20 protein-coding genes are annotated in these 23,682 nt (G+C 55.1%); 9 read left to right on the top strand and 11 right to left on the bottom strand.

Annotated elements, in window-relative coordinates; all coding sequences use genetic code 11:
- Positions 1 to 16: 16 nt before the first annotated feature.
- The 5 genes from ndhI to XM38_RS04565 form a co-directional block, all read right to left on the bottom strand.
- Positions 17 to 631 (bottom strand): NAD(P)H-quinone oxidoreductase subunit I, encoded by a 615-nt coding sequence (gene ndhI, locus XM38_RS04585; protein ID WP_187329549.1) that lies wholly within the window; start codon positions 629 to 631, stop codon positions 17 to 19.
- 63 nt (positions 632 to 694) lie between these two features.
- On the bottom strand, positions 695 to 1,813 hold the full coding sequence (gene nuoH / locus XM38_RS04580; RefSeq protein ID WP_080809292.1) for an NADH-quinone oxidoreductase subunit NuoH: 1,119 nt from the start codon (positions 1,811 to 1,813) through the stop codon (positions 695 to 697).
- Between the two features lie 145 nt (positions 1,814 to 1,958).
- Positions 1,959 to 3,131, bottom strand: a complete 1,173-nt coding sequence (locus XM38_RS04575) for a citrate synthase (RefSeq protein WP_080809297.1) — start codon at positions 3,129 to 3,131, stop codon at positions 1,959 to 1,961.
- A gap of 210 nt (positions 3,132 to 3,341) precedes the next feature.
- Positions 3,342 to 4,523 carry a DHH family phosphoesterase gene (locus XM38_RS04570; protein WP_225889183.1) on the bottom strand — a complete coding sequence of 394 codons (1,182 nt, stop codon included), beginning with the start codon at positions 4,521 to 4,523 and terminating at the stop codon, positions 3,342 to 3,344.
- A 435-nt stretch (positions 4,524 to 4,958) separates the two neighbouring features.
- Entirely contained in the window at positions 4,959 to 5,456 is a 498-nt protein-coding gene (locus tag XM38_RS04565; protein WP_080809303.1) for an HNH endonuclease, read from the bottom strand.
- Between the two features lie 209 nt (positions 5,457 to 5,665).
- Between XM38_RS04565 and alr the strand changes: the two genes are divergently transcribed.
- Positions 5,666 to 6,859, top strand: a complete 1,194-nt coding sequence (gene alr / locus XM38_RS04560) for an alanine racemase (protein ID WP_088429204.1) — start codon at positions 5,666 to 5,668, stop codon at positions 6,857 to 6,859.
- Between the two features lie 446 nt (positions 6,860 to 7,305).
- Here the strand turns inward: alr and XM38_RS04555 are convergent, their stop codons facing one another.
- Together XM38_RS04555 and lepA are read right to left on the bottom strand one after the other, a co-directional pair.
- The gene (locus XM38_RS04555) at positions 7,306 to 7,854 is read right to left on the bottom strand and encodes a peroxiredoxin family protein (RefSeq protein ID WP_088429202.1); all 549 of its coding nucleotides are present in this window, start codon (positions 7,852 to 7,854) and stop codon (positions 7,306 to 7,308) included.
- Positions 7,855 to 8,080: 226 nt separating this feature from the next.
- On the bottom strand, positions 8,081 to 9,883 hold the full coding sequence (gene lepA / locus XM38_RS04550; protein WP_080809308.1) for a translation elongation factor 4: 1,803 nt from the start codon (positions 9,881 to 9,883) through the stop codon (positions 8,081 to 8,083).
- 521 nt (positions 9,884 to 10,404) lie between these two features.
- Here lepA and XM38_RS04545 point away from each other — a divergent pair.
- Positions 10,405 to 12,264: a sensor histidine kinase gene (locus tag XM38_RS04545; RefSeq protein WP_080809311.1), complete on the top strand. Its 1,860-nt coding sequence runs from the start codon at positions 10,405 to 10,407 to the stop codon at positions 12,262 to 12,264.
- A 5-nt stretch (positions 12,265 to 12,269) separates the two neighbouring features.
- Here XM38_RS04545 and XM38_RS04540 read toward each other — a convergent pair whose 3' ends face one another.
- Positions 12,270 to 13,133 carry a prephenate/arogenate dehydrogenase gene (locus XM38_RS04540; RefSeq protein WP_080809313.1) on the bottom strand — a complete coding sequence of 288 codons (864 nt, stop codon included), beginning with the start codon at positions 13,131 to 13,133 and terminating at the stop codon, positions 12,270 to 12,272.
- A gap of 92 nt (positions 13,134 to 13,225) precedes the next feature.
- Between XM38_RS04540 and XM38_RS04535 the strand changes: the two genes are divergently transcribed.
- The 6 genes from XM38_RS04535 (at position 13,226) to XM38_RS04510 (ending at position 19,855) form a co-directional block, all read left to right on the top strand.
- Positions 13,226 to 14,869, top strand: a complete 1,644-nt coding sequence (locus XM38_RS04535) for a pentapeptide repeat-containing protein (RefSeq protein WP_187329275.1) — start codon at positions 13,226 to 13,228, stop codon at positions 14,867 to 14,869.
- A gap of 172 nt (positions 14,870 to 15,041) precedes the next feature.
- A complete protein-coding gene (locus XM38_RS04530; RefSeq protein ID WP_256995527.1) occupies positions 15,042 to 16,607 on the top strand; it encodes an ATP-dependent DNA helicase in 1,566 nt (521 codons plus the stop codon).
- A gap of 170 nt (positions 16,608 to 16,777) precedes the next feature.
- Positions 16,778 to 16,993: a DUF2839 domain-containing protein gene (locus XM38_RS04525; RefSeq protein ID WP_080809319.1), complete on the top strand. Its 216-nt coding sequence runs from the start codon at positions 16,778 to 16,780 to the stop codon at positions 16,991 to 16,993.
- A 418-nt stretch (positions 16,994 to 17,411) separates the two neighbouring features.
- Positions 17,412 to 17,756, top strand: coding sequence for a DUF1815 family protein (locus XM38_RS04520; RefSeq protein WP_080809321.1), 345 nt, complete (start codon positions 17,412 to 17,414; stop codon positions 17,754 to 17,756).
- 495 nt (positions 17,757 to 18,251) lie between these two features.
- Positions 18,252 to 19,130 (top strand): alpha/beta fold hydrolase, encoded by an 879-nt coding sequence (locus tag XM38_RS04515; RefSeq protein WP_080809325.1) that lies wholly within the window; start codon positions 18,252 to 18,254, stop codon positions 19,128 to 19,130.
- 26 nt (positions 19,131 to 19,156) lie between these two features.
- Positions 19,157 to 19,855, top strand: coding sequence for an FHA domain-containing protein (locus XM38_RS04510; RefSeq protein WP_088429200.1), 699 nt, complete (start codon positions 19,157 to 19,159; stop codon positions 19,853 to 19,855).
- Between the two features lie 77 nt (positions 19,856 to 19,932).
- Here XM38_RS04510 and recA read toward each other — a convergent pair whose 3' ends face one another.
- Positions 19,933 to 20,982 carry a recombinase RecA gene (gene recA, locus XM38_RS04505; protein ID WP_080809329.1) on the bottom strand — a complete coding sequence of 350 codons (1,050 nt, stop codon included), beginning with the start codon at positions 20,980 to 20,982 and terminating at the stop codon, positions 19,933 to 19,935.
- Between the two features lie 462 nt (positions 20,983 to 21,444).
- Here recA and XM38_RS04500 point away from each other — a divergent pair, with 462 nt between their 5' ends.
- Positions 21,445 to 22,650 (top strand): argininosuccinate synthase, encoded by a 1,206-nt coding sequence (locus XM38_RS04500; RefSeq protein ID WP_088429198.1) that lies wholly within the window; start codon positions 21,445 to 21,447, stop codon positions 22,648 to 22,650.
- A 141-nt stretch (positions 22,651 to 22,791) separates the two neighbouring features.
- Here the strand turns inward: XM38_RS04500 and XM38_RS04490 are convergent, their stop codons facing one another.
- Positions 22,792 to 22,947, bottom strand: coding sequence for a HEPN domain-containing protein (locus tag XM38_RS04490; RefSeq protein ID WP_187329274.1), 156 nt, complete (start codon positions 22,945 to 22,947; stop codon positions 22,792 to 22,794).
- 280 nt (positions 22,948 to 23,227) lie between these two features.
- Positions 23,228 to 23,671, bottom strand: coding sequence for a DUF29 domain-containing protein (locus XM38_RS04480; protein ID WP_088431516.1), 444 nt, complete (start codon positions 23,669 to 23,671; stop codon positions 23,228 to 23,230).
- Positions 23,672 to 23,682 lie beyond the last annotated feature (11 nt).

Raw genomic sequence — 23,682 nt, 5'->3', positions numbered from 1 at the left:
AGTATCACCTTAGTCATTAGGCCTTGGCATCTTCTTTAGCCTCGGCATCGTCGGCTTCCATCTCATCCAAGATTTCCTGGGGGAGCTTACCCGCGCGCCGGGAGCCTTCGGGTAAATCGTGGGGATCAGTAACGCCCTTGGGCAGATAGCCTAGCTCTCGCAACGGAGTCACCATCGGATCTTGGGTGACCTTGTAAGGCAGGCGCCCCAAGGCGACATTGTCGTAGTTCAACTCGTGACGGTCGTAAGTAGACATATCATACTCTTCCGTCATAGAGAGACAGTTAGTGGGGCAATACTCCACACAGTTGCCACAGAAAATGCAAACGCCAAAATCGATGCTGTAGTGCTTCAGGTTCTTTTTCTTGGTCTCTCTATTGAATTCCCAATCCACTACTGGCAGGTTAATGGGACAAACCCGGACGCACACTTCGCAGGAAATACACTTGTCGAATTCGAAGTGAATCCGTCCCCGAAAGCGCTCAGAGGGAATCAACCTTTCGTAGGGGTATTGCACGGTAACAGGCCGCCGTCGCATGTGGTCAAAGGTGACAGAGAGTCCTTGACCAATGTATTTGGCCGCTTGGGCACTTTCCTTGGCGTAGTCTCCGACTTGTTTGAGAAAGTTCAACATGGGGAAATAGAGTGAGTGCGATCTACATGTAGATCTGGTGCTGGCAAGGGCTGAGGTCGGCTACCCGCCGAAGGCCATGGGAAAAGTCAGCTTCAGAGCAGCTGTTAGCAACAGATTCACCAGGGAGACGGGCAACAGGAATTTCCAGCCTAAGTCTAACAATTGGTCAATGCGGACCCGAGGCACAGTCCAGCGTAGCAGAATAGCCAGAAAGACCAGAAGATAAGCCTTTAACAAGGTCATCAGGATCCCTAGGGAAGCGGCAACCACCTGCAGCCAGGGAGCCGTTTCGCTGACCCCTAACCATCCGGCCATCCACTCGATGGGGATGGGAAAACTCCAGCCTCCTAAATACAAGATGGAGACGATTAGGGCCGATAGCACCAAGTTGACGTAGGAACCGACGAAGAACAGGCCGAATTTCATGCCGGTATACTCGGTTTGATAGCCGGCCACCAGTTCTTCTTCTGCCTCGGGTAAGTCGAAGGGCAATCGCTCACATTCGGCTAGGGCAGCCACCCAGAAGATAACGAAGCCAACCGGTTGACGCCAGACATTCCAGCCCAGGATGCCATAGCCGGACTGCTGTTGCACGATGTCGATGGTGCTGAGGCTATTGGACATCATCACCACCGCTAGTACCGCTAGGGCCAGGGGAATCTCATAGCTGATGGATTGGGCCGCCGCCCGCAGCCCCCCTAGCAAGGAATATTTATTGTTGGAGGAGTACCCCGCCATCAGCAGCCCGATGGGGGCAATGCTGGAGAGGGCAATCCACAGAAAAATGCCGACGCCGATGTCGGTGATGACCAGGTTTTGGCCAAAGGGCACGATCAGAAAGGAGAGAAATACGGGAACGACCACGATGGCTGGCCCTAGGGTAAATAACCAGGGATCGGCCTTGGCCGGAATGATGTCTTCTTTGAAGATGAGCTTGAGCCCATCGGCGACGGCCTGCAGGCTTCCCAGGGGGCCGGCGTATTCCGGCCCAATTCGCTGTTGGGCCGCTGCAGAAATCTTGCGCTCTAGCCAAACGGTGACAAAGATGCTGACCGTTGCCGACACCAAGATTAGGGTCATGGGCATGGGAAGCCACATGGCTTTGGCAGCCCCGGCTGGTAGGCCCATATCGCCTAGGGCCTTAATGAAACTGCCTTGTAGGTCAATGCCTTGGTTCATGGGTAAGCCCTACAGGATCGTCCAATTTGTGAAGTTTCTTATCTGCATTCTACCGTGTTCGTTCCCATTCATCTGGGAGTAGTGTCCCTGGAACCTATTAGAAGTTCTGGTCGCTGCCATTGAGGTAGCCTAATTCAGGCTGACCTCAGACCTGGTGTTGCAGGGTCTTATCCCAAAGGTGAGGTCGTTCCGCCAGGGGAGTGTAGGCCTGATTCCGTCGCCCGGTATAGATTTGGGTGGGCCGGAAGATGCGGTTGGCCTCCAGTTGCTCTTTCCAGTGAGCTAGCCAGCCCGCCACTCGTGCGATCGCAAATACCGGCGTGAACAAATCCGTCGGTATCCCTAACTTTCGGTAGACCAGGCCAGAGTAGAAGTCCACATTGGGATACACCCCCTTGTGGGCCAGCTTCTCGGAAATTACCTGCTCCAGCTCTAGGGCAATATCGTAATATTCATCCCGACCAAATTTTGCAAACAGTTGCTCCGCCAGCTTCTGCAGAATCGTAGCTCGGGGGTCCTTCACCTTATAGACCCGGTGGCCGAAGCCCATGATGCGGGACTTACGGGTGATGCACTCATCCACAAACGGCCGGACATTTTCCACGGAGCCAATCTGTTGCAACATGTCGATCACCTCTTCATTGGCGCCACCGTGCAGCGGCCCAGCCAGGGTGCCTACAGCCGAGGCCACCACTGCATAGGGATCGGTCAGGGTAGAGGCCGTCACCATGGCCGAGAAGGTAGAGGCATTGATGGTGTGTTCGGCATGGAGGGTGAGACAGATGTCAAAGATACGAGCAGCCAGAGGATCCGGCTCCCGCTCATTCAGCATATAGAGAAAATTAGCGGCGTAGTCGAGATCATCGCAGGGCTGCACCGGATCATTGCCCTTCCGCATCAGCTGGAAGGCTGCCACCATGGTCGGAATCTTAGCCAGCAAGCGGACTACGGCGTTTTGAATATAGGTGGGATCATCTAGGGCCCGTTTCGAGTAGAACAGCCCCAAAGCTGCCGCACAGGCCTGCAGCGCATCCATGGGATGGCCCCGTTCCGGGAAACATTTCATCATGTCCCGAATTCGATACTTGAGGCGGCGATGATGACGAATTTCGTATTCGAATTCTTCTAGCTCTGGTTTGGTGGGCAGCCCTCCCCAAATCAATAGGTAAGACGTTTCCAGGAAGGTGCTCTTGAGGGCTAGCTCCTCAATGCTAATGCCGCGATATTCCAGAATGCCTTGCTGGCCATCCACATAACTAATGCCGGACTGGGTAGCAGGAACCCCCTCCAGACCTGGCTTGTATTCACATACGGTCATATTGCACTGCTCCCATGCATTGACTTACGCTCGGCGACCCCCCACGGCTGCCATTACCAGCGATGTCTCCCAGCGAGTTGAGCCGGGGTACCACCATCGGCAGCATGAGCAGGGCCTAGCCGCCAGTTGCGTAGCCCAATTATCGCGTGAATTGCCCGTTGCGCTATAGCATGGCGAACAATCCTAGTTGCCTAATGACTATTAGTGGGATTAATCGGTATTAATCACGCCGTCTTCAGGATTCACCAGTCGCAGTAGCTTCTGCTTCACCTGAATATCGAAGACCTCCCACTTGAGGCGATTAAACTCGCTGTTTTCATAGAATCCTGAGAGAAACCCGACCGGGATTTCAAAGCCACCGGCCATGGAGCGGCCACCGCCAAAGAAGCGGCCTTGATTATCTTGACCGAAGGCTTCCTTGATGAATTCATCGGGATCCAGGGTGATTTTGCTGGTGCGCAGGGAACCAATCACCACTTCCCGTTCTTCGTCCTCATCGTGGACGATGCCATAGACTACGGCGGTGTGGACATTTTCCTCGGTGATCAAGAAGTCGGCGGCTTGGGGAATGGCGTCTCGGTCGTCGTAGCGCAGATAGCCAACGCCGGCAATGGACACATTGTTTTGCAGTTTGCGATTGCGCAGAGAGCGCTCAATGATGTCCATGACCCGCTTAGAGCGAGAGGCCTGGAGCACGGCACTGAGTAACTGGGAGTCGTAGACTTGGCTGAGATAGGCCGCCGCTAGGAAATCGGCCTCGGCGGCGTTCATCAGCTGGTTGGTGTCGGCCCGCAAGCCGTGCATCAGAGCGGTGGCGCATTTGATGTGTTTGTTGTTGTTGTGGTCGAGGGTCAGCAGCCCTTCCTGCAGGTATTGGGTGAGGATGGTGGCTGTGGCCCGAATGTGGGGCCGCAGGTCGACGACTTCGGCCTCTAGTTTGCCTTGGGGAGCATGGTGATCGATGACGAGCAGTAGGGGCAATCCTGCTTTTTGGGCCCGGGCGGAGAGTTGACTGGTGGTACCTTGGGTGTCAATCAGGACGTAGCCCTGGTACTGAGAGAGATCGGGATGATCGGCTTTTTGTAGGGGCCAGCGGCGAGCCGGCAAACCGGTCAGCTTCACTAGGGCAATATTTTCCTGGTGGCTGAGCGTGCCGGAATAGTAGATATCGCAGTCGATATTGTGGGTGCGAGCAATGAGTTGATAGGTCCAGGCCGATGAGAGGGCATCAGGATCGGGAAAGTCCTGGATCAGAACAAGTTGGCGCTCCCTGGCATGGTTGGTCAACATTTGCCTGACCGCCTCCACTGGCGATAGCGAATTCTGTTTATTGGCGGTTGGGGGTTGGTCAGAGGGAGCCGCTGGGGTTACCTCAATTGCCGAGTCTTGCATGGCCATGATGTTTCGTAACGGGCAGCGTGTGGTTAGGGATAGTGGGATGCAGCCATCCTGACAGGATGACTGCGGTCGGGAGCCGGTAACGGCATAGTTCAGGAGAGATATGGGGCGTCCCCTCTGTGGGCTTGAGGGTCTAGAGAGCCTGGGGAGACCTGACTCAGGACTCGATCAACCTCGCCAAGCAGTCTCGGGTGAGCAGTCTCTGGGGGTCGTTGATAAGCGCTGCTGTCTGCATGTCTATCAAGTCCAGCGTAGACCTCTGGGATGGTTCCTGCGTCATTCCTATGGGGGAGCCTTAGGCGACGGATAATCTGCCCCTGGCAAGGGAGACTGCCAGGGACAATCTCAACCAACTTGCTTGCGATCGCAAGTCTTGCTGGGATGACCTGTCTATCTATACCTGTATCTATTACAACTGTCTATTACTATTTAGACACCGATGACGTATTTCTTCCATTCCTGGTGAGTGCCACTGCGAATCTGTCGAGCCACTTCGAAGTAGAGACTGCTGTGGGGCTTGCGGGGAGGATTGCGCAGGGGCATGCTGGCTTCCCGGGGGGTGCGGTTGCCTTTGCGCACATTGCAGCGGACACAGGCAGTCACCATATTGTCCCAAGTATCACCACCGCCGCGAGAGCGAGGCACGACGTGGTCTAGGGTGAGGCCGTCACCGGCATAGCCACAGTATTGACAGGTATGGTTATCCCGCTGGAGTAGGTTGCGTCGGGTCAGAGGAATCTCTTTGTAGGGCACTCGCACATATTGTCTAAGCCGTATCACCGTCGGCAGTGACAATTCAGCGTAGATTAATTTGCCGTTGTGCTCAACCTGTTCAGCCTTGCCCTTAATGACTAAGACAATCGCTCGACGCCAGCTTGTTATGTTGAGCGGTTCATAGGAGGCATTGAGCACCAGAACCTTACTCATTGGGGATCGTTAAAAGGATATTGCACCGATAGTAGCATAGCTGCTGATTCTGACGTCTTAACGGCTGATACACTGCCTGTTAATTCTCGTGGCCAGGACACTGGCCGACGCAGGTCCCGGATGCTGACATCTGGGTCAGTAGTAGCGTAAAGGTATAGCGATCAAGGGGGCTTGGTGCGGTCCCGTGTGTGGTGAAGGAGTAGAGCAGTATGTTGAGTTGGGATAAAACCCCGAGTCTGGCCCCGATGCGGTGTTGTCGGGCTTGGGTTGAGATCAATTTGACCGCCTTGGCGCACAATGTGCGGCAACTGCGGCAGTGGCTGATGCCAACGACGGAGTTGATGGCGGTGGTGAAGGCCGATGCCTACGGCCATGGCGCCGTGACCATTGCCCGCCATGCCCTGAAGGCCGGAGCCCACTGGTGTGGGGTGGCCACGGTGCCAGAGGGGATTGAACTGCGGCAAGCCGGAATTCAGGCCCCCATTTTGCTCATGGGGGCGGTGCATAGTCTGGAAGAGGTGCGTGCGATCGCACAGTGGCAGCTCCAGCCCACCCTGGTCGCCCCCAAACAAGCCCTGGTCTTCTCAGAGACCCTGGGGCGCCTGGACCATCCCCTACCAGTGCACCTAAAGCTCGACACCGGCATGTCTCGCCTGGGCCACCCCTGGCAGCAGGCAGTGGAATTCGTGCAATTCGTCCAGCAGTTGCCGGGCCTGGCCATCGCCAGCGTCTATTCCCATTTGGCTACCGCCGACGATCCTGATACCACCGTGCTACAGCAACAGCACCATCGCTTTCAGACCGCCATTGAGGCGTTAACTCAGCATCAGTTGCGCCCTCCCCAGCTGCATCTGGCCAACTCCGCCGCCACCTTGGGCGATACCGCCCTGCACTACGACATGGTGCGGGTCGGCCTGGCCCTCTATGGCCTCTACCCCGCCCCCCACTTACGCTCGACAATCTCTCTCCATCCCGTCATGCAGGTGAAAGCTCGCATCACCCACATCAAGGAGATCGCCGCCGGTACTGGCGTCAGCTACGGCCATCAGTTCGTAGCTCCGCAGCCAATGCGCATTGCCGTGGTCGGTATCGGCTATGCCGACGGGGTGCCCCGGGCCTTGTCTAACCACATGGCGGTGCTGGTCCAGGGGCAGCAAGTGCGCCAGGTCGGCGCCATCACCATGGACCAGTTGATGCTGGATGTCACCCATCTACCTGGTTTGCAGGAAGGGGATATTGTCACCCTGTTGGGCCACCAGGGCCGTCACTGTATCACCGCCGATGATTGGGCTAACCTCAGCGGCACCATTTCCTGGGAAATTCTCTGCGGCTTCAAACACCGACTGCCGCGGGTAGCCCTGGAGCAACCCCTCACCGCGTTGGCCACCAGCCGAGGCAGCTAGTCTATAGTTCTATGGGCAAATTAGGGAGTCATCTCAGTGGTGGTAGACCTCGGTAAGACCACACTTAATTGTGTAGCTCGGAGTGCTCGCCCGGGGGAATTTCGCTTCCCCCGGACCCCCACGACCAGGGCAAACCGCTGCCCTGGACCTGCGAAGGACTTATCGGTTAGGCGCAATAGATCGCGTCGCATCGGCAGGGATGCGAGGGACCTTCCCCCAACCCCTACTTCCACAAGGGCAGCTGGGGAGCTGGAATCTCCACTCATTCAAAAATTCAAAATTCAAAACTCAAAACTCATCAACCCGTGGGGCCTTCCTTCTCGTCACTCCCCCATCACCCCATCACCCCATCACCCCATCACCCCATCACCCCACATCCCTCTCTCCGCCCTCCACTCGTCACCCTTCGACTGCGCTCAGGGCAAGCTCGTCACTCCCCCTGTAGCCTAGTCTCCCAGGTCTCCGATGACTTCCAGCAAGGTGTCCACGCTGGCATTGTGATTGAGAAAGGAAAACAGATGGCGATAGCGCAACCGGCCTTGGGCATCGAGTACAAACTGGGCTGGCAGTGGTGCCCCCAGGGCCTGTCCGGTCTGATAGGCCTGAAAGCTCTGACAGCTGGGATCGCTGAGTAGGGGAAGGGGTAAGCCCAGGTCTTGCACTATGGTTTTGCTTTGGGCGGCATCGGTGCTGGTGATCATCAGCACCTCAACTCCCTGCTGCCGAAACCGGTCGTAGGCATCCCCTAAAGCGACAATATGGGGATAGCAAAAGGGACAGTATTGTTTCTCGGTGAAGATGCGGGTGAAGGCCAAGACCACCGGCTGCTTGCCCCAGAACTCTGACAGGGTGATAGTGTCCCCCTGGGTGATATTGGGCAGACAAATGTCGGGAGGCCGTTGGCCTATAGCCAGGGCATCGGTGGCCGGAATCGGCAGAAAATTTCGGAAGAAGCGCGGGGTAAACAACCCACTCAGGTCAGACGAGGTCAGCATGGGTGATGTTGCATCTCTATATGCATAGTGTAAGGAGACTGCCAGGATGTTGCCGTTCAGCCCCCGAGAACTTCCGGACGAATCTCTTGGGGACCGCGGAAAAATGGCTGCGTCCCACGCAGAAAGCAACCCATGCTGCTCCCTAGGGTCCGGCAACGATGGGTGTCTGTAGCTGCGAGCACTGATATGGGAGGGCGGTGTGGGCGACCCCCTGCTCCCATGAGCCCTACAGTCGCAGCACCGCCATAAACGCCTCTTGGGGCACATCCACGGTGCCGATGGCCTTCAGTCGCTTCTTGCCTTTGGCCTGCTTCTGCAGTAGCTTCTTCTTGCGGGAAATGTCGCCGCCGTAGCACTTAGACAGCACGTCCTTACGCAGGGCCGGGATGCTCTCGCTGGAAATCACTCGACTACCGATGGCGGCCTGGAGGGGAATCTTGAACTGGTGCCGGGGAATCAGCTCTTTTAGCTTCTCCACCAGGGCCTTACCGACATAGTAGGCCTTATCCCGATGGACGATGGTAGCCAGGGGATCGACAGGCTCTCCATTAATCAAGATATCTAGCCGTACCAGCGGGTTTTCCCGGTACCCCACTAGGTGATATTCCATGCTGGCATAGCCCCGGGAGCGAGATTTCATCTGATCGAAGAAGTCTGTGACGACTTCCGCCAAAGGAATTTCGTACACCAAAGAGGTGCGGCCTTGGGCCAGATATTTCATGTCTTTGAAGTCGCCGCGGCGGCTCTGGCTCAATTCCATCAGCGGTCCCACGAATTCTTCCGGGGTTAGCATCTCGATTCGCACATAGGGTTCTTCAATTTTTTCTCGCTCTTGGGGCGAGGGTAGGTTGCAGGGATTATCGATCTCAATCACGTCTCCATCGATGGTGGTCACCCAGTAGATCACCGAAGGAGCCGTTGTGATTAGATCCAGGTTATATTCCCGCTCCAGGCGTTCCTGCACAATTTCCATATGCAGCAAGCCTAAGAAGCCACAGCGAAACCCAAATCCCATGGCGCTGGAAGTCTCGGGGTCATATTGCAGGGCTGCATCACTGAGCCGTAGCTTTTCTAGGGCATCCCGCAGATCTTCGAACTGGTCGGCATCGGTGGGGAAGAGACCACAAAATACCATGGGCTTGGCTTCCACATAGCCAGGCAAGGGCTCTGGGGCCGCTGGCTTCACTAGGGTAATGGTGTCGCCCACCCGGGCATCTTCGACTGCCTTAATGGAGGCGGCTAGATACCCGACTTCACCGGCATGAAGGTCTTCGACCTGGATTTGCATCGGCGACAGTACCCCCAGCTCATCGATGTCGTATTCCTTACCGGAGGCCATCAATTGGACGCGATCGCCCCGGCGCAGGGTGCCATCCATGACTCGGAAGTACACGATGACGCCACGATAACTGTCGTAATAGCTGTCAAAGATCAGGGCTCGCAGGGGTCGTTCGACCGTCTCTTGGGGCGGCGGTACCAGATAGACGATCGCTTCTAGAATCTCATCGATGCCAATGCCCTGTTTAGCCGAGGCCAGAATGGCATTGCCGCAGTCGAGGCCGATGATGTCTTCGATTTCCTGCTTGATCCGATCGGGTTCCGCCCCGGGCAAATCGATCTTATTGAGCACCGGGATGATTTCTAAATCGTGCTCGAGGGCCAGATAGACGTTGGCCAGGGTCTGAGCCTCGACACCCTGGGAGGCATCGACCACCAGCAGGGCCCCTTCACAAGCTGCCAAGGACCGGGATACTTCGTAGGAGAAGTCCACGTGGCCGGGGGTATCGATTAAGTTGAGCACATACTGGTTGCCATCGGAGGCGTCATAGGCCATGCGAGCGGCCTGCAGCTTGATGGTGATGCCTCGTTCCCGCTCTAGATCCATGGTGTCGAGGAACTGAGCTTTCATATCTCGATCACTGACCGTCTTAGTTTGCAGCAACAGACGGTCCGCCAGGGTAGACTTACCGTGGTCGATGTGGGCAATGATGGAGAAATTGCGGATATGGGAAACGGGAACGTCTGTCATAGACCGGAGTCAGAAGGGGGCAGATGGACATTGATACTGAACATTAGGTTTATTGTAATGGGGTGGCTGAACAGACGCCCTGAGACCGCTCCCGTCTCCACCTGCTCCAACGAGGCACTGAGTCACTCAAATGACGGTAGAGTCGGCTGCTGAATCACGTTGCAGTTGCATCACTTTTGCAGTGAGCGGGGTGTACAGGGGTAGCCATGACCCCCTTGAGGTGAGGCGATAGGTTGGGCCTCACCCAGCTAGGAAATGCTGTCGTACATGGCTCGGTTATAGTTACCCCAGAAAATTTAAAGAGCCCTGTTTTCCTGCTGTCGTTTCCTGATTTTGCCATGACCTTGGTTTAGGATATGGGCAATGCAATCTGGTTTTCTCGAGATTAGTGCTCTACTGCCTGACACCATAGGGGTGAACACCGTGTCACTCGAGCTAGTGACCTGTGATAACGTTGCCTCAAGCAATGGGGCCTCAAGCGATGGGTCAATGTCCCTACAGCGCCGTCGAACACTAGGCTTATGACTGGCTCCGCTAACTCCCATATCTCTTCTAAACACTCTGCGAACAGTCAGCAACGGCAGGGGCGTGAGTATTCAAATGGCAAATTTCTGGGGGTGCCGGCGCAGCTTTGGTTTGTCCTGGACACAGTTGGCCATTTCATTACCCTCCATTGGCCAGACGCCGAGCAGTGGGGCATCGATCCTGGGATATTAGTGGGGCAGCCGTCGGTGCAGTTTCTGGCCCATGGCTGTCAGACGGGCTATCGTGCCTGTCTGGAACGGGTATTGACTCATGGTCAGGCGGAGTGGTTTGATGGTATGATAGCGGTCGGCAACCAAGGGTTGCCTTGTCAGCTGCTACTCAGTCCCCTGTTGCATCCAGAGGCTCCCCCCACCCAGGTGGTGGGCAGAGCGTCCCTGACGGGAACGGTGATTTCCGCGAATGACTCGACGGCTGACTCTATCCCTGGTCAACTTCCCGGGGAGGAGTGGTTTCGCTGGTCCCAGGAGGCGATTGATTGTGCCCAAGCTCAGAGTTATGCCGCCCTATTGAATCGCATTACTCGCAATATTCGCCGTACCCTCGATCTGGATACCATCTGGCGCCATACCGTTGATGGCCTGGGGGCGATGTTTTGCAGCCAGCGCAATCTGGTCTGTACCTACCAGACGGGGGACAAGACGGTGACCGTCACGGCTGAGTCTTGTCAGCAAGGGTTAACCCCCTGGTTGCATCAAGAGTTTTCCCTGGCGCAGCTAAATTACTTGCAACGTGCGATCGCATCGGCTGAACCCGTACTGGCACTCACCGACGAGACTCACCCCGACGGCGCCATCTCCTGCCATCCAGCCTCGGTACTGGCCATCGCCACTCGCTACCAAGATCAGCCCAATGGCATTATTGTGCTGTATTCTCAATCCGATCGGGTCTGGAGCCCCCTAGAGTTAGAATTAGTCAGCGATCTCGCCGATCAAGTCGGCACCGCCATTGCCCATGCTCAACTCTTCGGTGAAAGCCACGCCCTAGCCGTGAAGCTGCAAGAAGCCAACACCAACCTACTCAAGAAACACCAAGAACTCGAAGAAGCGCGACACCAAGCCGAAGAAGCCTCCCGCCTCAAGAGCGAGTTTCTGGCCAATACTTCCCACGAACTACGAACTCCTCTGAACGGGATGATTGGCTTTCTCAAGTTGGTGTTGGACGGCATGGCCGATGATCCCGAAGAACAAGAAGACTTTATCCAGGAAGCTCACAAATCAGCCATTCACCTGCTCAGCTTAATCAACGATGTGCTCGACATCGCCAAGATCGAAGCGGGCAAACTACAAATCGATATGAGTCCCTTGAACCTGAAGGAACTCTTTCAAGACGTCGAAAACTTCACCCGACCCCAAGCCGAGCAAAAAGGGCTGGAGTTTAAGCTACTGGTGCCAGCGACCCGAGACGAGATCATTCTCTTGGGCAACTATCAACGGCTGCTGCAAGTGATGCTCAATCTGGTGGGAAACGCGATCAAATTTACCCACGAGGGGGGCGTCACCATCAGCGCCGAAGTCAAGCTACAGAAAACCACCTTCCAGGGGCAATCGCGGCCAGGCTTTGTCAAGGTGAGCGTGGCCGATACCGGCATCGGCGTTTCCCTGGAAAAACAAGACCGGCTGTTTCAAACCTTCAGCCAAGTAGATGGGGATCGCACCCGCCAGTACGGTGGCACCGGCCTGGGATTGGCCATCTCCCAAAAACTGGTCGAAGCCATGGGGGGCGTGGTGCAATTTATCAGCATGGGGGAAGGCCTGGGGGCGACCGTCACCTTCACTACCCTGCTGTATCGAGAGCCCGTCTTAATTTCTTCGGAACCGATTCAACCCATTAGTTAGGGCCATTAGCTAGGGTCACTCTGCGGTTTTTCCTCCACGAAGGCAGGCCGAGCCCGTTGGGTTTGGTGTAGATGCTGTTCCAGAGCCGGCCAATTTTCCGTCTCGATCCAGTCCATCACGGCATCCAGTTGCTGGCGATAGCCCTGCAGCGATCGCAACAGCTCCTGACGGTTGAAGCGAGCCATCATCAGGCCCAATTCTGGCACACCTCCCCCCACCCGGCTGGTATCGCGAAACCCAGAACTGGCAAATCGCTGGGCCAAGGTCAGCACCGTTGGATCGGGTTCCTGACAGCAGGCCCGAATCAGGCTACTGCTAACCATCACCGGCAGATGAGAAATCCAGGCCACCGCTTGATCATGCACCGTCGGCGCACACCGGTACACGACGGCACCCACCTGTTCCGCCAGGGCTGCCACCGTATCCACGGCATCCAACGGCGTTATCTCCAAAGGTGTCAACACATAGGCCCGTTGCACAAACAGCTGCGGCTGGGCTGCCATCAGCCCCGATTGGGTCTTACCAGCCATCGGGTGTCCCCCTACAAATCGAGGCCAGTGCCGGGTAGCCGCTACCACCACCGAGCCCTTTACCGAGCCCACATCAGTAATAATGGTCGATGACCGCAGATGGGCAACCAACTCGACCACCGTTGGCTCAATCGCCGCAATCGGCGTGCAGACAAAGACGACATCGACGTCCGCTAAACTGGATAAATTGCAGCTGGCTTGATCAGCGACCTGGTGCGCCACCGCTGCCTCGCACAGCTGTGGCCGACGAGCTACTCCAGCCACCCAGTGGCCCTGTCGTCGTAAATCTAACCCTAGGGATCCGCCAATCAACCCTAGACCGACGATCCCAATTTTCATGAATAGTCTCCCTTTCCTAGACAGAGATGCTAAGGTCGAAGCCTCAACCCCTAATCTTGAGGCATCAGGGCAGCATTGGCCAAGGATACATCATGGACGCAAGTGAACTGTTGCGCCAGTACGCCAAGGGAAACCGTGACTTTCCAGAGGTGTCCCTAAATGAGCAATCCCTCGTAGAGGCTGAGTTACCGCAGATTGTCTTACGACGAGCCAGCCTCAAGGTCACCAATCTCAGTAATGCCAACCTCACGCAGGCAGACTTACAAGACGCCATTTTCAATGTCAGTCGCCTCAGCGGCGCCAACCTCAGCGGTGCCAACCTCAGGCACTGTCAGCTCAATGTCACCAACTTGATTCGGGCTCTGCTAACGGAGGCGGATCTCAGTGGGGCTTCCCTGGTGCGAGCCGAGATGCTGCGAGCCGATTTGAGTAATGCCCAGCTAGTGGCCGCCAATCTGCGCGAGGTAGATCTACGGGAAGCCAAGCTCCGCTGGGCTAATCTGCAGGGCGCCAATCTACAGCAAGCAGATATCCGCAACAGTATTCTGACGGGGGCCCTACTAGAAGAGGCCAATCTCAATGCGGTTAACGGTGATCGGGCCGACCTCAGTGGTGCCCTGTTGAAGCAGGCCGATCTGCGCCACGCGAATCTACAGCAGGTCAAGCTCAACGGAGCTAATCTGCAGGGGGCCAATCTACGCTGGGCCGACCTGCGGGGGGCCGACCTGCGTAACGCCGACTTAACCGCCACTAAGCTCAGTGGCACTAATCTGACCGGAGCCCTCCTGGAGGGGGCAATTCTGGTCGATACGGTATTAGTCCATGCCGATCTGAGCCAGGCTAATCTGATGCATGCCACGGTCACTGGGGCCGATCTGTCTGGAGCCACCATTACCGGTGCCAAGTTATTCGGGGCCGCTCGCTATAATCTGGCCACTAAAGAGGTGGCCTGCACCTGGGTAGACATGAGCCCTAATGGCGACAGAACCCAGATCCGAGAGTTTTCCGATGCCGTCGATCTGCATGGCTTCTTCAATACTGCATCGCCTCAGGTGCATCTGCATGTGGATGCTCTATTGACACCAGTAGCCCATGCTCAGCTGGCCCAGGTTTACTATCATCTGTCTCAGTGTGCTCCCGACCGAGACTGGGTACCTGATTTAACCGTTGCCAACCGGCAAACCCGCCTGACCCTAACCCTGTCCCAAGACAGCCAACTGTGGTCTATGGCCTACGGCTTATCCTTACCATTTCAGGCCACTCAAGGGGTCCAACAGGCCCTAGCCCGGTTGTTGCAGATGGTGCAGGCCTCAACCGTCAATACTCCCGTCGCGGCAGAACTGCAGCCGTCTCTGAGAGCCTTGGGTCAGGAGTTGACCACTACCATGAAGGTTTTGCCTGCGAAGGTTCTACCTGCAAAGGTCTTACCTGCGATCGCAGCTGATGCGGCCCAGCCAGCCGCGTCAGCCGACCCCCTCCGCCTCTCAGATCCCTTCTTCCAGCAGCCGATTCAGCTTTACGTCACCAATTCCAGCAACCAGCGGTTGGCAATTTATACCCATCCTCGATTTGGGGCCCGACAGACCACCGAGTCAGACCCCCTGCCGCCATCGCCAAAGCCAGGTCCTCTGCCCCAGCCCGCCACCGTTCTCACCTTCGTGCAGGGCTTTCGGGCAGAACGCGATCTCTCCGTCGGTCCCTCCTCAGATTCCCCCAGCGGCCGCGACCAAGCTTAGCGGTAATTTGGAATCCGCCTAGACATATAGCCAGAGCCAGGCTATCAGAACCCCAAAAGGCGCTTAGTCCCACCAGGGACTTTACCAGCCCGCTACTCGCGATAGGCCCCAAGCCCACCAGAGCCATGTGTCACAATGAAGGTCACTATCCGCTTAAGGATATCCATCATCAGTGCCATCATCAGTGATTGAAGCCGAAGTTCACCAGCAACTCCGCACCTACCTACGGCAGCAGGGAATCCCCCACTGGCCGCATCATCTCACCCTGGCCCGCTTAGTGGCGAGGGCCCTGAGACTGGGGCGTAGTGCCCTGATTCAAACCGGCAGTGCTTCAATGTGCCATGGACGCTATCGGCTTAGCTATTTGATGTCTGTATTACTGTGGCCGGGGCCAGTCATCCTGGTGTTGCCCGACATCATTCAACAGCATCTGATGTGGGTGGATTTGCCCCGGCTGCGGCAATGGATTCCCACTTATAAACCCATTCAAGTGGGCGATACCTGGCCTGGAGACTCCTTCACTGGGCTGCTCATTACTACTCCCGAGGCTTGGCTAGCCGATCGCCTTGGCCCTCAAACTCGCTTTCCCACCCAAATTCCAACCCTGATTGACGGCATTGATGATCTCGAGGGTTGGGTCCAGCAACAACTCACCACCAGCCTGAAGACTCCTGCCTGGGATGCCCTAATGCTGGCCTATCCCGATCAGCATCAGCTGATTTGGGACATCCGTGTCCAACTGACCCATAGCGTGTTTCAATATCCGACCAATCCTTATCAGTGCCATCTCCTCGAAGATAGGGAACGGACGCTGCTGGCTACCCTTTATAGCGAACTGGTCGTCGAGTCTCCCCAGCCAGCAAGTAGTCAAGCCGCCATGCCTCCCGCCTGGCAGCAGTTCTGGCAACAGTTTTGGACTGCCCACCCCCTGCTCTGGGTTAGCTTCAATCGCTCCCAAGGTCAATTCTGCTTACACTGCGGCCCCACCACCGTCGCACCGATACTCGCACCCATCTGGTCACAACAACCCCTCGTGCTGATCGGAGCCGCCTTTGACCTTGAAATCCAGGCCCCCAATTATCGACAGCGCTTGGGACTACCAACGGAGCTCACCTGTCTAAAATTCTCCCTCGATCGGCATTCGGAAGCCATTCGCCTCTACGTACCTGATCACTTACCGATGCCAAATACCCGGCAATTCCAAACAGCCCTGCTGCAGGAAATTCGACAGCTGCTCACCCACGACACCCGCCAAGGAGTCACCATTATTCTAGTCAGCGACATTCCTCTAAAAGGGCAGCTGGGATCGATTCTGGCCAGTGAATTTGGTTCCCGAGTTCAGGTAGACCGCACCTGCCTGGATGATAACGGCATTCTCGTAACCGACTGGCAGTTCTGGCAACACTATCAGACAGTCTTACCCACTCCCCACCTGTTGATCATCCCCACCTTGCCCATTCCCTCACTGGAGGCTCCCCTAGTGGCCGGACGAGTCGCCTATTACAAGAGTCAGCGACAAGACTGGTTCCGGTGTTATCTGTTGCCCATGGCCCTCAGTACCTTGCAACGGGCCGTGGCTCCCATACGCGATACCCAGGGCATTGTGGCGCTGTTGGATAACCGGGTTAACTATCGCAGCTATGGCCGTCAAGTGCTGGAAGCGCTTAGTCCAGCCGCTCGCACCACCTATTTAGAGACTGAATGGTTGCGGGATTCCAATTGTTCGCTACCGGGCTAATGGACCGACTCTAGGCACGCTAGGATTGGACTAGACTGATACTGCAGGCTAGCAACGCCGAGGCTAGTGCCAATAGGACACACCATGGGTGTCAATTATGCCGTCATCATAGGCATAGATCGAGATAGGTTCGGCGTGCAATCTCTGCATGACGACATGAGGAATCTGCTATGGGAGAAGCCAAACGCCGCCGAGCGGCCCTCGGAGACCAGTACGGCAAAGAGCAGCCAATTGCACCGTGGCTGCCCATTACCAAGTCTCAGGCTCAGACGTTCATGCGCTGGACCACCCGCGGCACTTGGATTGGTATCGGCCTGATGATCGTCCTTTGGATCACCATCCGGTTCATAGGTCCTGGCTTCGGTTGGTGGACGTTGGTAGATTAGTCCTTTACGACTGGGGATAATAGGGCCAAGTGTTATCTCTGATACGGTAACTTAATCGACCAGCTCGCTACCCTATCAGGGACGTGTCGGTGGCAGCTCCTCGGGGTAAGGGTATCTTATTGCCCTATGCAGCATGAATGACAGTCTAGGGCTAGGGGGTCCTCAGGTCTAAATCCCGGGTGTTGCCACCTTTGTACGACATCAATTGTGCTGATTCTTACTGACGGACTGGTTGAGTCGTCGAAATTAATCCTAGTTTATAGGGAGATCAATCTTCGTTTATAGGGGCATCACTTTAGTTTTTTCCCATAGAGAATTTTGTCGACACATTAATCAAGTCTTCGCTGGTTTAGCGGAATCGTTAAAAAAATACTGATTTTTGTGTCTACAATGAGCAATAGCGATTAAGGGGATGGGTATGTTTATCCGACTCGCAGAGCAACATCGGCAGTTTGTCCAAGACCTCGTCATGAATCTCCAGGCCCTGGCCATCGTCTTGGAGAATCGAGGCTATTTGGCATCCTGCTACACTTGTGGCGGCCAGATGAACAGCGCCTCATTCATGGTCAGCTTAGGCGATAACCACCTGATTCGGTTTCTAGTGTCTGACTACGGCATCACTTGGACTGAGATGCGGGATGACCGAGAACTGATGAAGTTAGAAGGGGCTGAAGCCATCAGTCAACTGCAAGAACTCGCGAATCTGGTTAAGTTTCAGATTCAGCCTGCCGATTCCCGGCAAGCCATTCTGCACAATGCCTAGGGAATATCGGCACACCTTTAGCCCTGAATCAACTTCCCCATCCCCTCCTTTGTCCCTGGTTGCTAATCGCTTAAGGATTGTTCCTTCTCCCTACTCCTTGACAAAGACGATGGCTGGCCTCTCTGGGACTTGGCTAAGAGGATATTTGGAAAGTACCCTGCAACCTTGCTCCAGACTGGATTCTGGTCAACAGAGCCATACGCTCTAAAACGCTTACCCTGCAGGGCTTTCAGCCGAGTTTTCAAATGTCCTCTAAGAGGTGATTTGCAAAATGCCTAAACAGCCGTCAGAGCAAGGTTTCCTGGATCACTACCAACGCTCAGGCAAGATCGCTAAAGCCTTGACAGCACCTGCCTTACAGGCTTTTAAGATTTCCTTTGCAAACTATAGCGCTGCCCCCAGCGCAATCTGGGAATTCGTCGAGAGCAGGTAGGCGATGGGCAAAAGTGGGCAACTTAGTTATATGGTGATTCTGGTTTCTCAGGAGTAGCAACTTTGACCGCGTTAGTACCCCACTGGCAACATCAGTTCATTGAGACCAATCGAGTGCGATTGCACTGCGTGACCCAGGGAGAGGGGGAGCTGGTAATTTTGCTCCATAGCTTCTTCGAGTTTTGGTACTCTTGGCGGTTTCAGCTGCCAACTCTCGCTCGCCATTACCGAGTTGTTGTTCCCGACTTAAGGGGCTGTAATGATTCTGACAAGCCTGATTCTGGCTATGACTTAGATACCCTGAGCCAGGATATCTGGGGACTGATTGAGGGATTAGGTTATCAGCGAGCCCATATTGTCGGTCATGCCTGGGGTGGCACTATTGGTTGGCATCTGGCCCAAACAATGCCTGATGCGATCCAGCAACTCGCCATCCTAAATGGGGCGCCGTCCCACCAGTTGCGCCAAGCCCTGCTGAGCAACGTCGAACAAATCCGTCGGAGTTGGCAGTGGATGGCTTTGCAACTGCCGGCATTGCCTGAGTGGCTAATTGAGCAGTCTCTGCCAACCTTTGTGAAAAACTTTTTTCAGATGCAAGCCGTTCGCAAGGGGGCGTTTTCTATTCAAGATACTCAGTTGCTGCAGGCAGCCCTGAGCAAGCCTGGGGCCATTGCTGCTGCCCTGAAGCACTATCGCCACTGTCTGAACTTGCCGACATGGCTAGGCAGCTGGTGGCAGTCAGAGCGGCCTATTGAAGCTCCTACCTTGGTGCTATGGGGAGAAGATGATACGGTCTTGAGCTCCAGCATGGCTGAGTCAATGGCTCAATGGGTTAGTGGCTCATTTCAGGTGAAACAGATTCCCCAGTGCGGACACTGGAGCCATCAAGAAGCACCACATCTGGTCAATCGCGAACTTCTACGATTTCTGTGTAATCGCTAGACTATTACGAATACTCGGTATTTCTCATGGATTCCCCAGAAGATCGAGAATTACAGCAGCGTTTAGTCCTATTTCAGCTCTTTTCTCAGCTTTATGAGCATCATCGTGGGTTGCTGGACGATATTCTCCGGCTAGAAACCCCTAGTCTACGGCTACCGGCTCGGACCGGGGGGCTGAATTATATGCAAGCGATTGTGCTCGATAATCAAGGGTTCTTGGTCACGAACTTGTTAACTGGTAGCTCTTGTGCCCTGACTCAGGCCCAACAAATTTGGATCATTGGGCGAGATCCTAATCGGGTTTCTCTATGTTTGCGGGATAAGCGCTTGTCTCGTTGCCATGCGGCTCTACAGTGTCTGCCGACTCAGGAATTTGTGCTGACCGATCTGGGCAGTACCAACGGTAGCTTTGTCAACGGTGAACGGATTCGCCATCAATCTCTGCTGCGGGATGGGGATTGCGTGCGGTTAGGCAGTGTTACGTTTAGCTTTTTTATCTGTCGCCAGTTTGAAGCAGCGCTGCCACCGCCGCCAGACCTGTTGGCTCAGCTGCAGCAGCTCACTCAGACGATGGCCACTGGCCACAGCATCGACGATATTACTGTTATGTCTGGGCTGGATGGCGAAGATACCTGTGCTGATGGGGCTCAGTTACCCTCTAGGGCGCTGGAACAGACGGTGCAATTGTTGCGATCGCACATCTCCAGAGCCACCACCGACGATTAATGTACCCACAATGCTGATCGTAGTTCTGGGCATCCGGCATTGCGAACATCGAACTCAGCTATCCACCTGAGCATGGCCTAAGTGTTATCCTTGGCTGCCTCCGCCGCTTCAATACCAGGCACCCCAGCCATCCCCAGCTGCTGACGCAGCTCCTGCTCGACCTTGGCAGCAAACTCCGTATGTTCCTTCAGGTAATTAATGGTATTGTCTCGACCCTGGCCAATATTATCGCCATCGTAACTGTACCAAGCCCCCTTGCGCAGAATAATGTCGTGCTGCTCAGCCAGATCCAAAACACAGCCCAAACTCGAGATGCCCTCGCCAAAGATGACATCAAACTCGGCGATGCGAAAGGGTGGGGCTACCTTATTCTTAGCCACTTTCACCTTAGCTCGAATGCCGTAGTCTTCACTGCCCTTCTTCAGGGTCTGAATCCGGCGAATATCCAACCGCACCGATGAATAAAACTTGAGGGCATTACCCCCCGTGGTGGTTTCTGGGTTGCCGTAGGCGATCCCGATTTTCTGACGCAACTGATTGAGAAAAACTACCGTACAGCCAGACTTGCCAATATTTCCTGTAATCTTCCGGAGGGCCTGACTCATCAACCGGGCCTGCAACCCCACATGGGCATCCCCCATTTCGCCCTCGATCTCGGCTCGAGGCACCAAAGCTGCCACCGAGTCAATCACCACAATATCAATTGCCGATGACCGCACCAGCTGATCGACAATCTCAAGGGCCGCCTCCCCGGTATCCGGTTGAGATACTAACAACTCTTCAATATCGACCCCTAAAGCCCCGGCATATTCCGGGTCAAGGGCGTGTTCAGCATCCACAAAGGCCGCTGTGCCACCACTTTTCTGCACCTCTGCCAAAGCATGCAACGCCAGCGTCGTCTTACCAGAGCTCTCAGGACCGTAGATTTCAATCACTCGGCCCTTGGGTAAGCCGCCGCCTAGGGCCAGATCTAAGGTCAATGCCCCAGTGGAAATGGTCGCCACCCGCATCCGAGCAGCATCTCCCAAGCGCATGATGGAGCCCTTACCGAAGTTGCGCTCAATCTGATTGAGCACCATACCCAGGGCTTTTTGCTTATCAGGGTTGTCTGTTGAGAATTTAGCCATGGGGTCTAAAAACAGCGTCTAGGTACTGATAACAGGTCTAGCTCTAGATCTGAAGGGGTACTTAAGCTCCCCTCCGGATCAGGACTTGGATAGGGTTTAGACAGATTTTCAATCTAGCGAGTAACCTTAACATACCCTGCCAAACCACAGCGTACATATGTACCCTATCAACTCCTGCTTCAGATTGCGATGGCTTTGGCAGCCAATCTCCCTGGCCCTAGTAAGACTGGATGGCTCCACAGGCTGTCTACCCAGCCTGATAGGACATTTTGCCATCTCGAATCCTTTACCAGTTGTGCACTCATCAAGGAGTGTCGACAATTTTCCTAGGGAGCGGCAACAGATAGTTGCATAATGAACTGTGGCCAAGGTCAGCCATAGAGATTGCTGAGGGAAATCCTCTAACTCTCGAGCTGAATTTGGCACGAGTAAAAACCTTGTGATGGTTGAAAAGGTAACGTTATGGGCCGGGCCGAGAAAGTTGTGTTGGCATATTCCGGCGGTGTCGATACCACCGTCTGCATTCCTTACCTGATGCACGAATGGGGCGTGAAGGAAGTCATCACCCTAGCGGCTGATCTGGGACAGGGAGAGGCCCTAGAGCCAATTCGCCAAAAAGCATTAACGGCAGGAGCTAGGGAGTCATTAGTGGTCAATGGCAGTGAGGATTTCATTGCCAACTATGCCTTTCCAGCGATCCAGGCCAACGCTCTTTACGAAACCCGCTATCCTCTATCTACGGCCTTAGCCCGCCCTCTGATTGCCAAACTCCTGGTGGAGGCCGCTGAGGCCCATGGAGCCGATGCCGTCGCCCATGGATGTACCGGCAAAGGCAATGACCAAGTGCGCTTTGATGTCTCTATTGCCGCCCTCAACCCCAATTTGAAGGTGCTAGCACCAGCGCGGGAATGGGGCATGAGTCGAGAGGCTACCATCACCTACGGCGAGCGTTTCGGGCTGGAGTTCCCCGTCAAGAAGTCTTCCCCCTACAGCATCGATCAGAACTTACTCGGTCGCAGCATTGAGGCTGGTCCCCTAGAGAACCCCTGGCATGAACCCACGGAAGAAGTGTTTGCCATGACCCAAGGGCTGGCCAGTACCCCAGACGACCCTGACTATGTGGAGATTGGCTTTACTCAAGGCATACCCACCCACCTTAATGGCACCGCCATGGCCCCGGTGCCGTTGATCGAGCAATTAAATCAACTGGCTGGTCGCCATGGCATTGGTCGCATCGATATGATCGAAAACCGGCTGGTGGGGATTAAATCCCGAGAGATTTACGAAGCCCCTGCTCTGATGGTCCTCATTGCTGCCCATCGCGACCTAGAGAGCCTCACCCTAACCGCCGATGTCACCCACTACAAGCGAGGCATCGAAGAGACCTATAGCCAACTGGTCTACAACGGCCTCTGGTATAGTCCCTTAAAGGCGGCCTTAGATGCCTTTGTACAGCAGACTCAACAGCAGGTGAGTGGGCGGGTGCGGGTAAAGCTATTTAAGGGCAATGCCATCATCGTCGGGCGTCAGTCTGAGCAAGCGCTGTACAGCGAGGAATTGGCGACCTACAGCGAGGATGATCAGTTTGACCATCGCGCCGCCGAGGGCTTTATCTATGTCTGGGGATTACCTACTCGGGTTTGGTCTGAACGGTTGCGGCGGGGCTAACTGGCAGCAGCATGTCTGCTCTGCCTCCTGGGGCTACATGATCGAGACTACTGGCGTTGCCAAAGCCTGCAGTCATGGCATGGAAAACGTTTTGGGCAACTCTAGAATCAACCGGGGTCGTCGCATGATAGTCGAGGTAGATCATTGGTTTAGCCACTGGTTCACTTGACTCAGCAAGTGCTGGGAGGCGCCAATCGCTGTCTGCGCCTCCCCTGACGTAAAGGCTTCTGCAGGGGTGAGTTCCGCTAGCGCATCGGGATAGCGGGTAGGAATATACAGCAGGTTTTCACGACTCATGAATGCCCCTGCTGGTAGAGTACTTGGCCTTCGGCTAAAAGCTGACGGATGAAGGGCCGCTCCTGACATTGAGTGAGTTCATCAGGGGTGTAGACAATCGCCTCAACCGGCAGAGGGGCATCGGCTAGCAGGGTTAGGACGGTGCCGATGCGCTCTAGAATCGGCAGGTTGCAGTCCCATACGATAAATAAGTCAATAGCGGCCTAGGATTTTCCCTCTCACCGCAAACTTCATCAAGTCCAGTTAAGCAATTGCCTGTGATGATGGCCAAAATACAGCTCTAGGCCCCAGGCCAAAACTGGGGATCCAGGATTTGAGGCATGGTGTAGGGACACACAGCAGGAAACGTATCGGTAGGCAGCTCGGTTTCCTTGGCGGCATCGCGACGGGCGCGACGATAGTATTTGGCAACCCACTCTGTGTCTTTCAAGAACCGTTGCAAGCTGGGGCTATCCTCCAAGCAGTCCTGAATACTATCCCGACAATTGGCGATCGTGACTTCCCAACTTTTAGATCGCCGTTCCGGTTGATACTGCAACTTGAGCAAATGCATGATCAGTACTTTTAGGTAACTGCCGAGTTCCTTCTGTTCACGTCTGCCCAAGTCCGCTAACTCCTCAATCAGATTATCCACATCCAACTCTGCCCACTGTTCCTTCTGCAAGCAGGCAATTTGGTGCTGTGTCCACAGGTGGAAGTCGCGATCGTAAAGTGGAGTATCCATGGCTGTTTTGC

The organism is Halomicronema hongdechloris C2206, assembly GCF_002075285.3.
Taxonomy (GTDB): Bacteria; Cyanobacteriota; Cyanobacteriia; order Phormidesmidales; family Phormidesmidaceae; genus Halomicronema_B; species Halomicronema_B hongdechloris.
The sequence above is the reverse complement of the archived record's forward strand: the minus strand, read 5'-3'. Positions and strand labels throughout refer to the sequence as shown.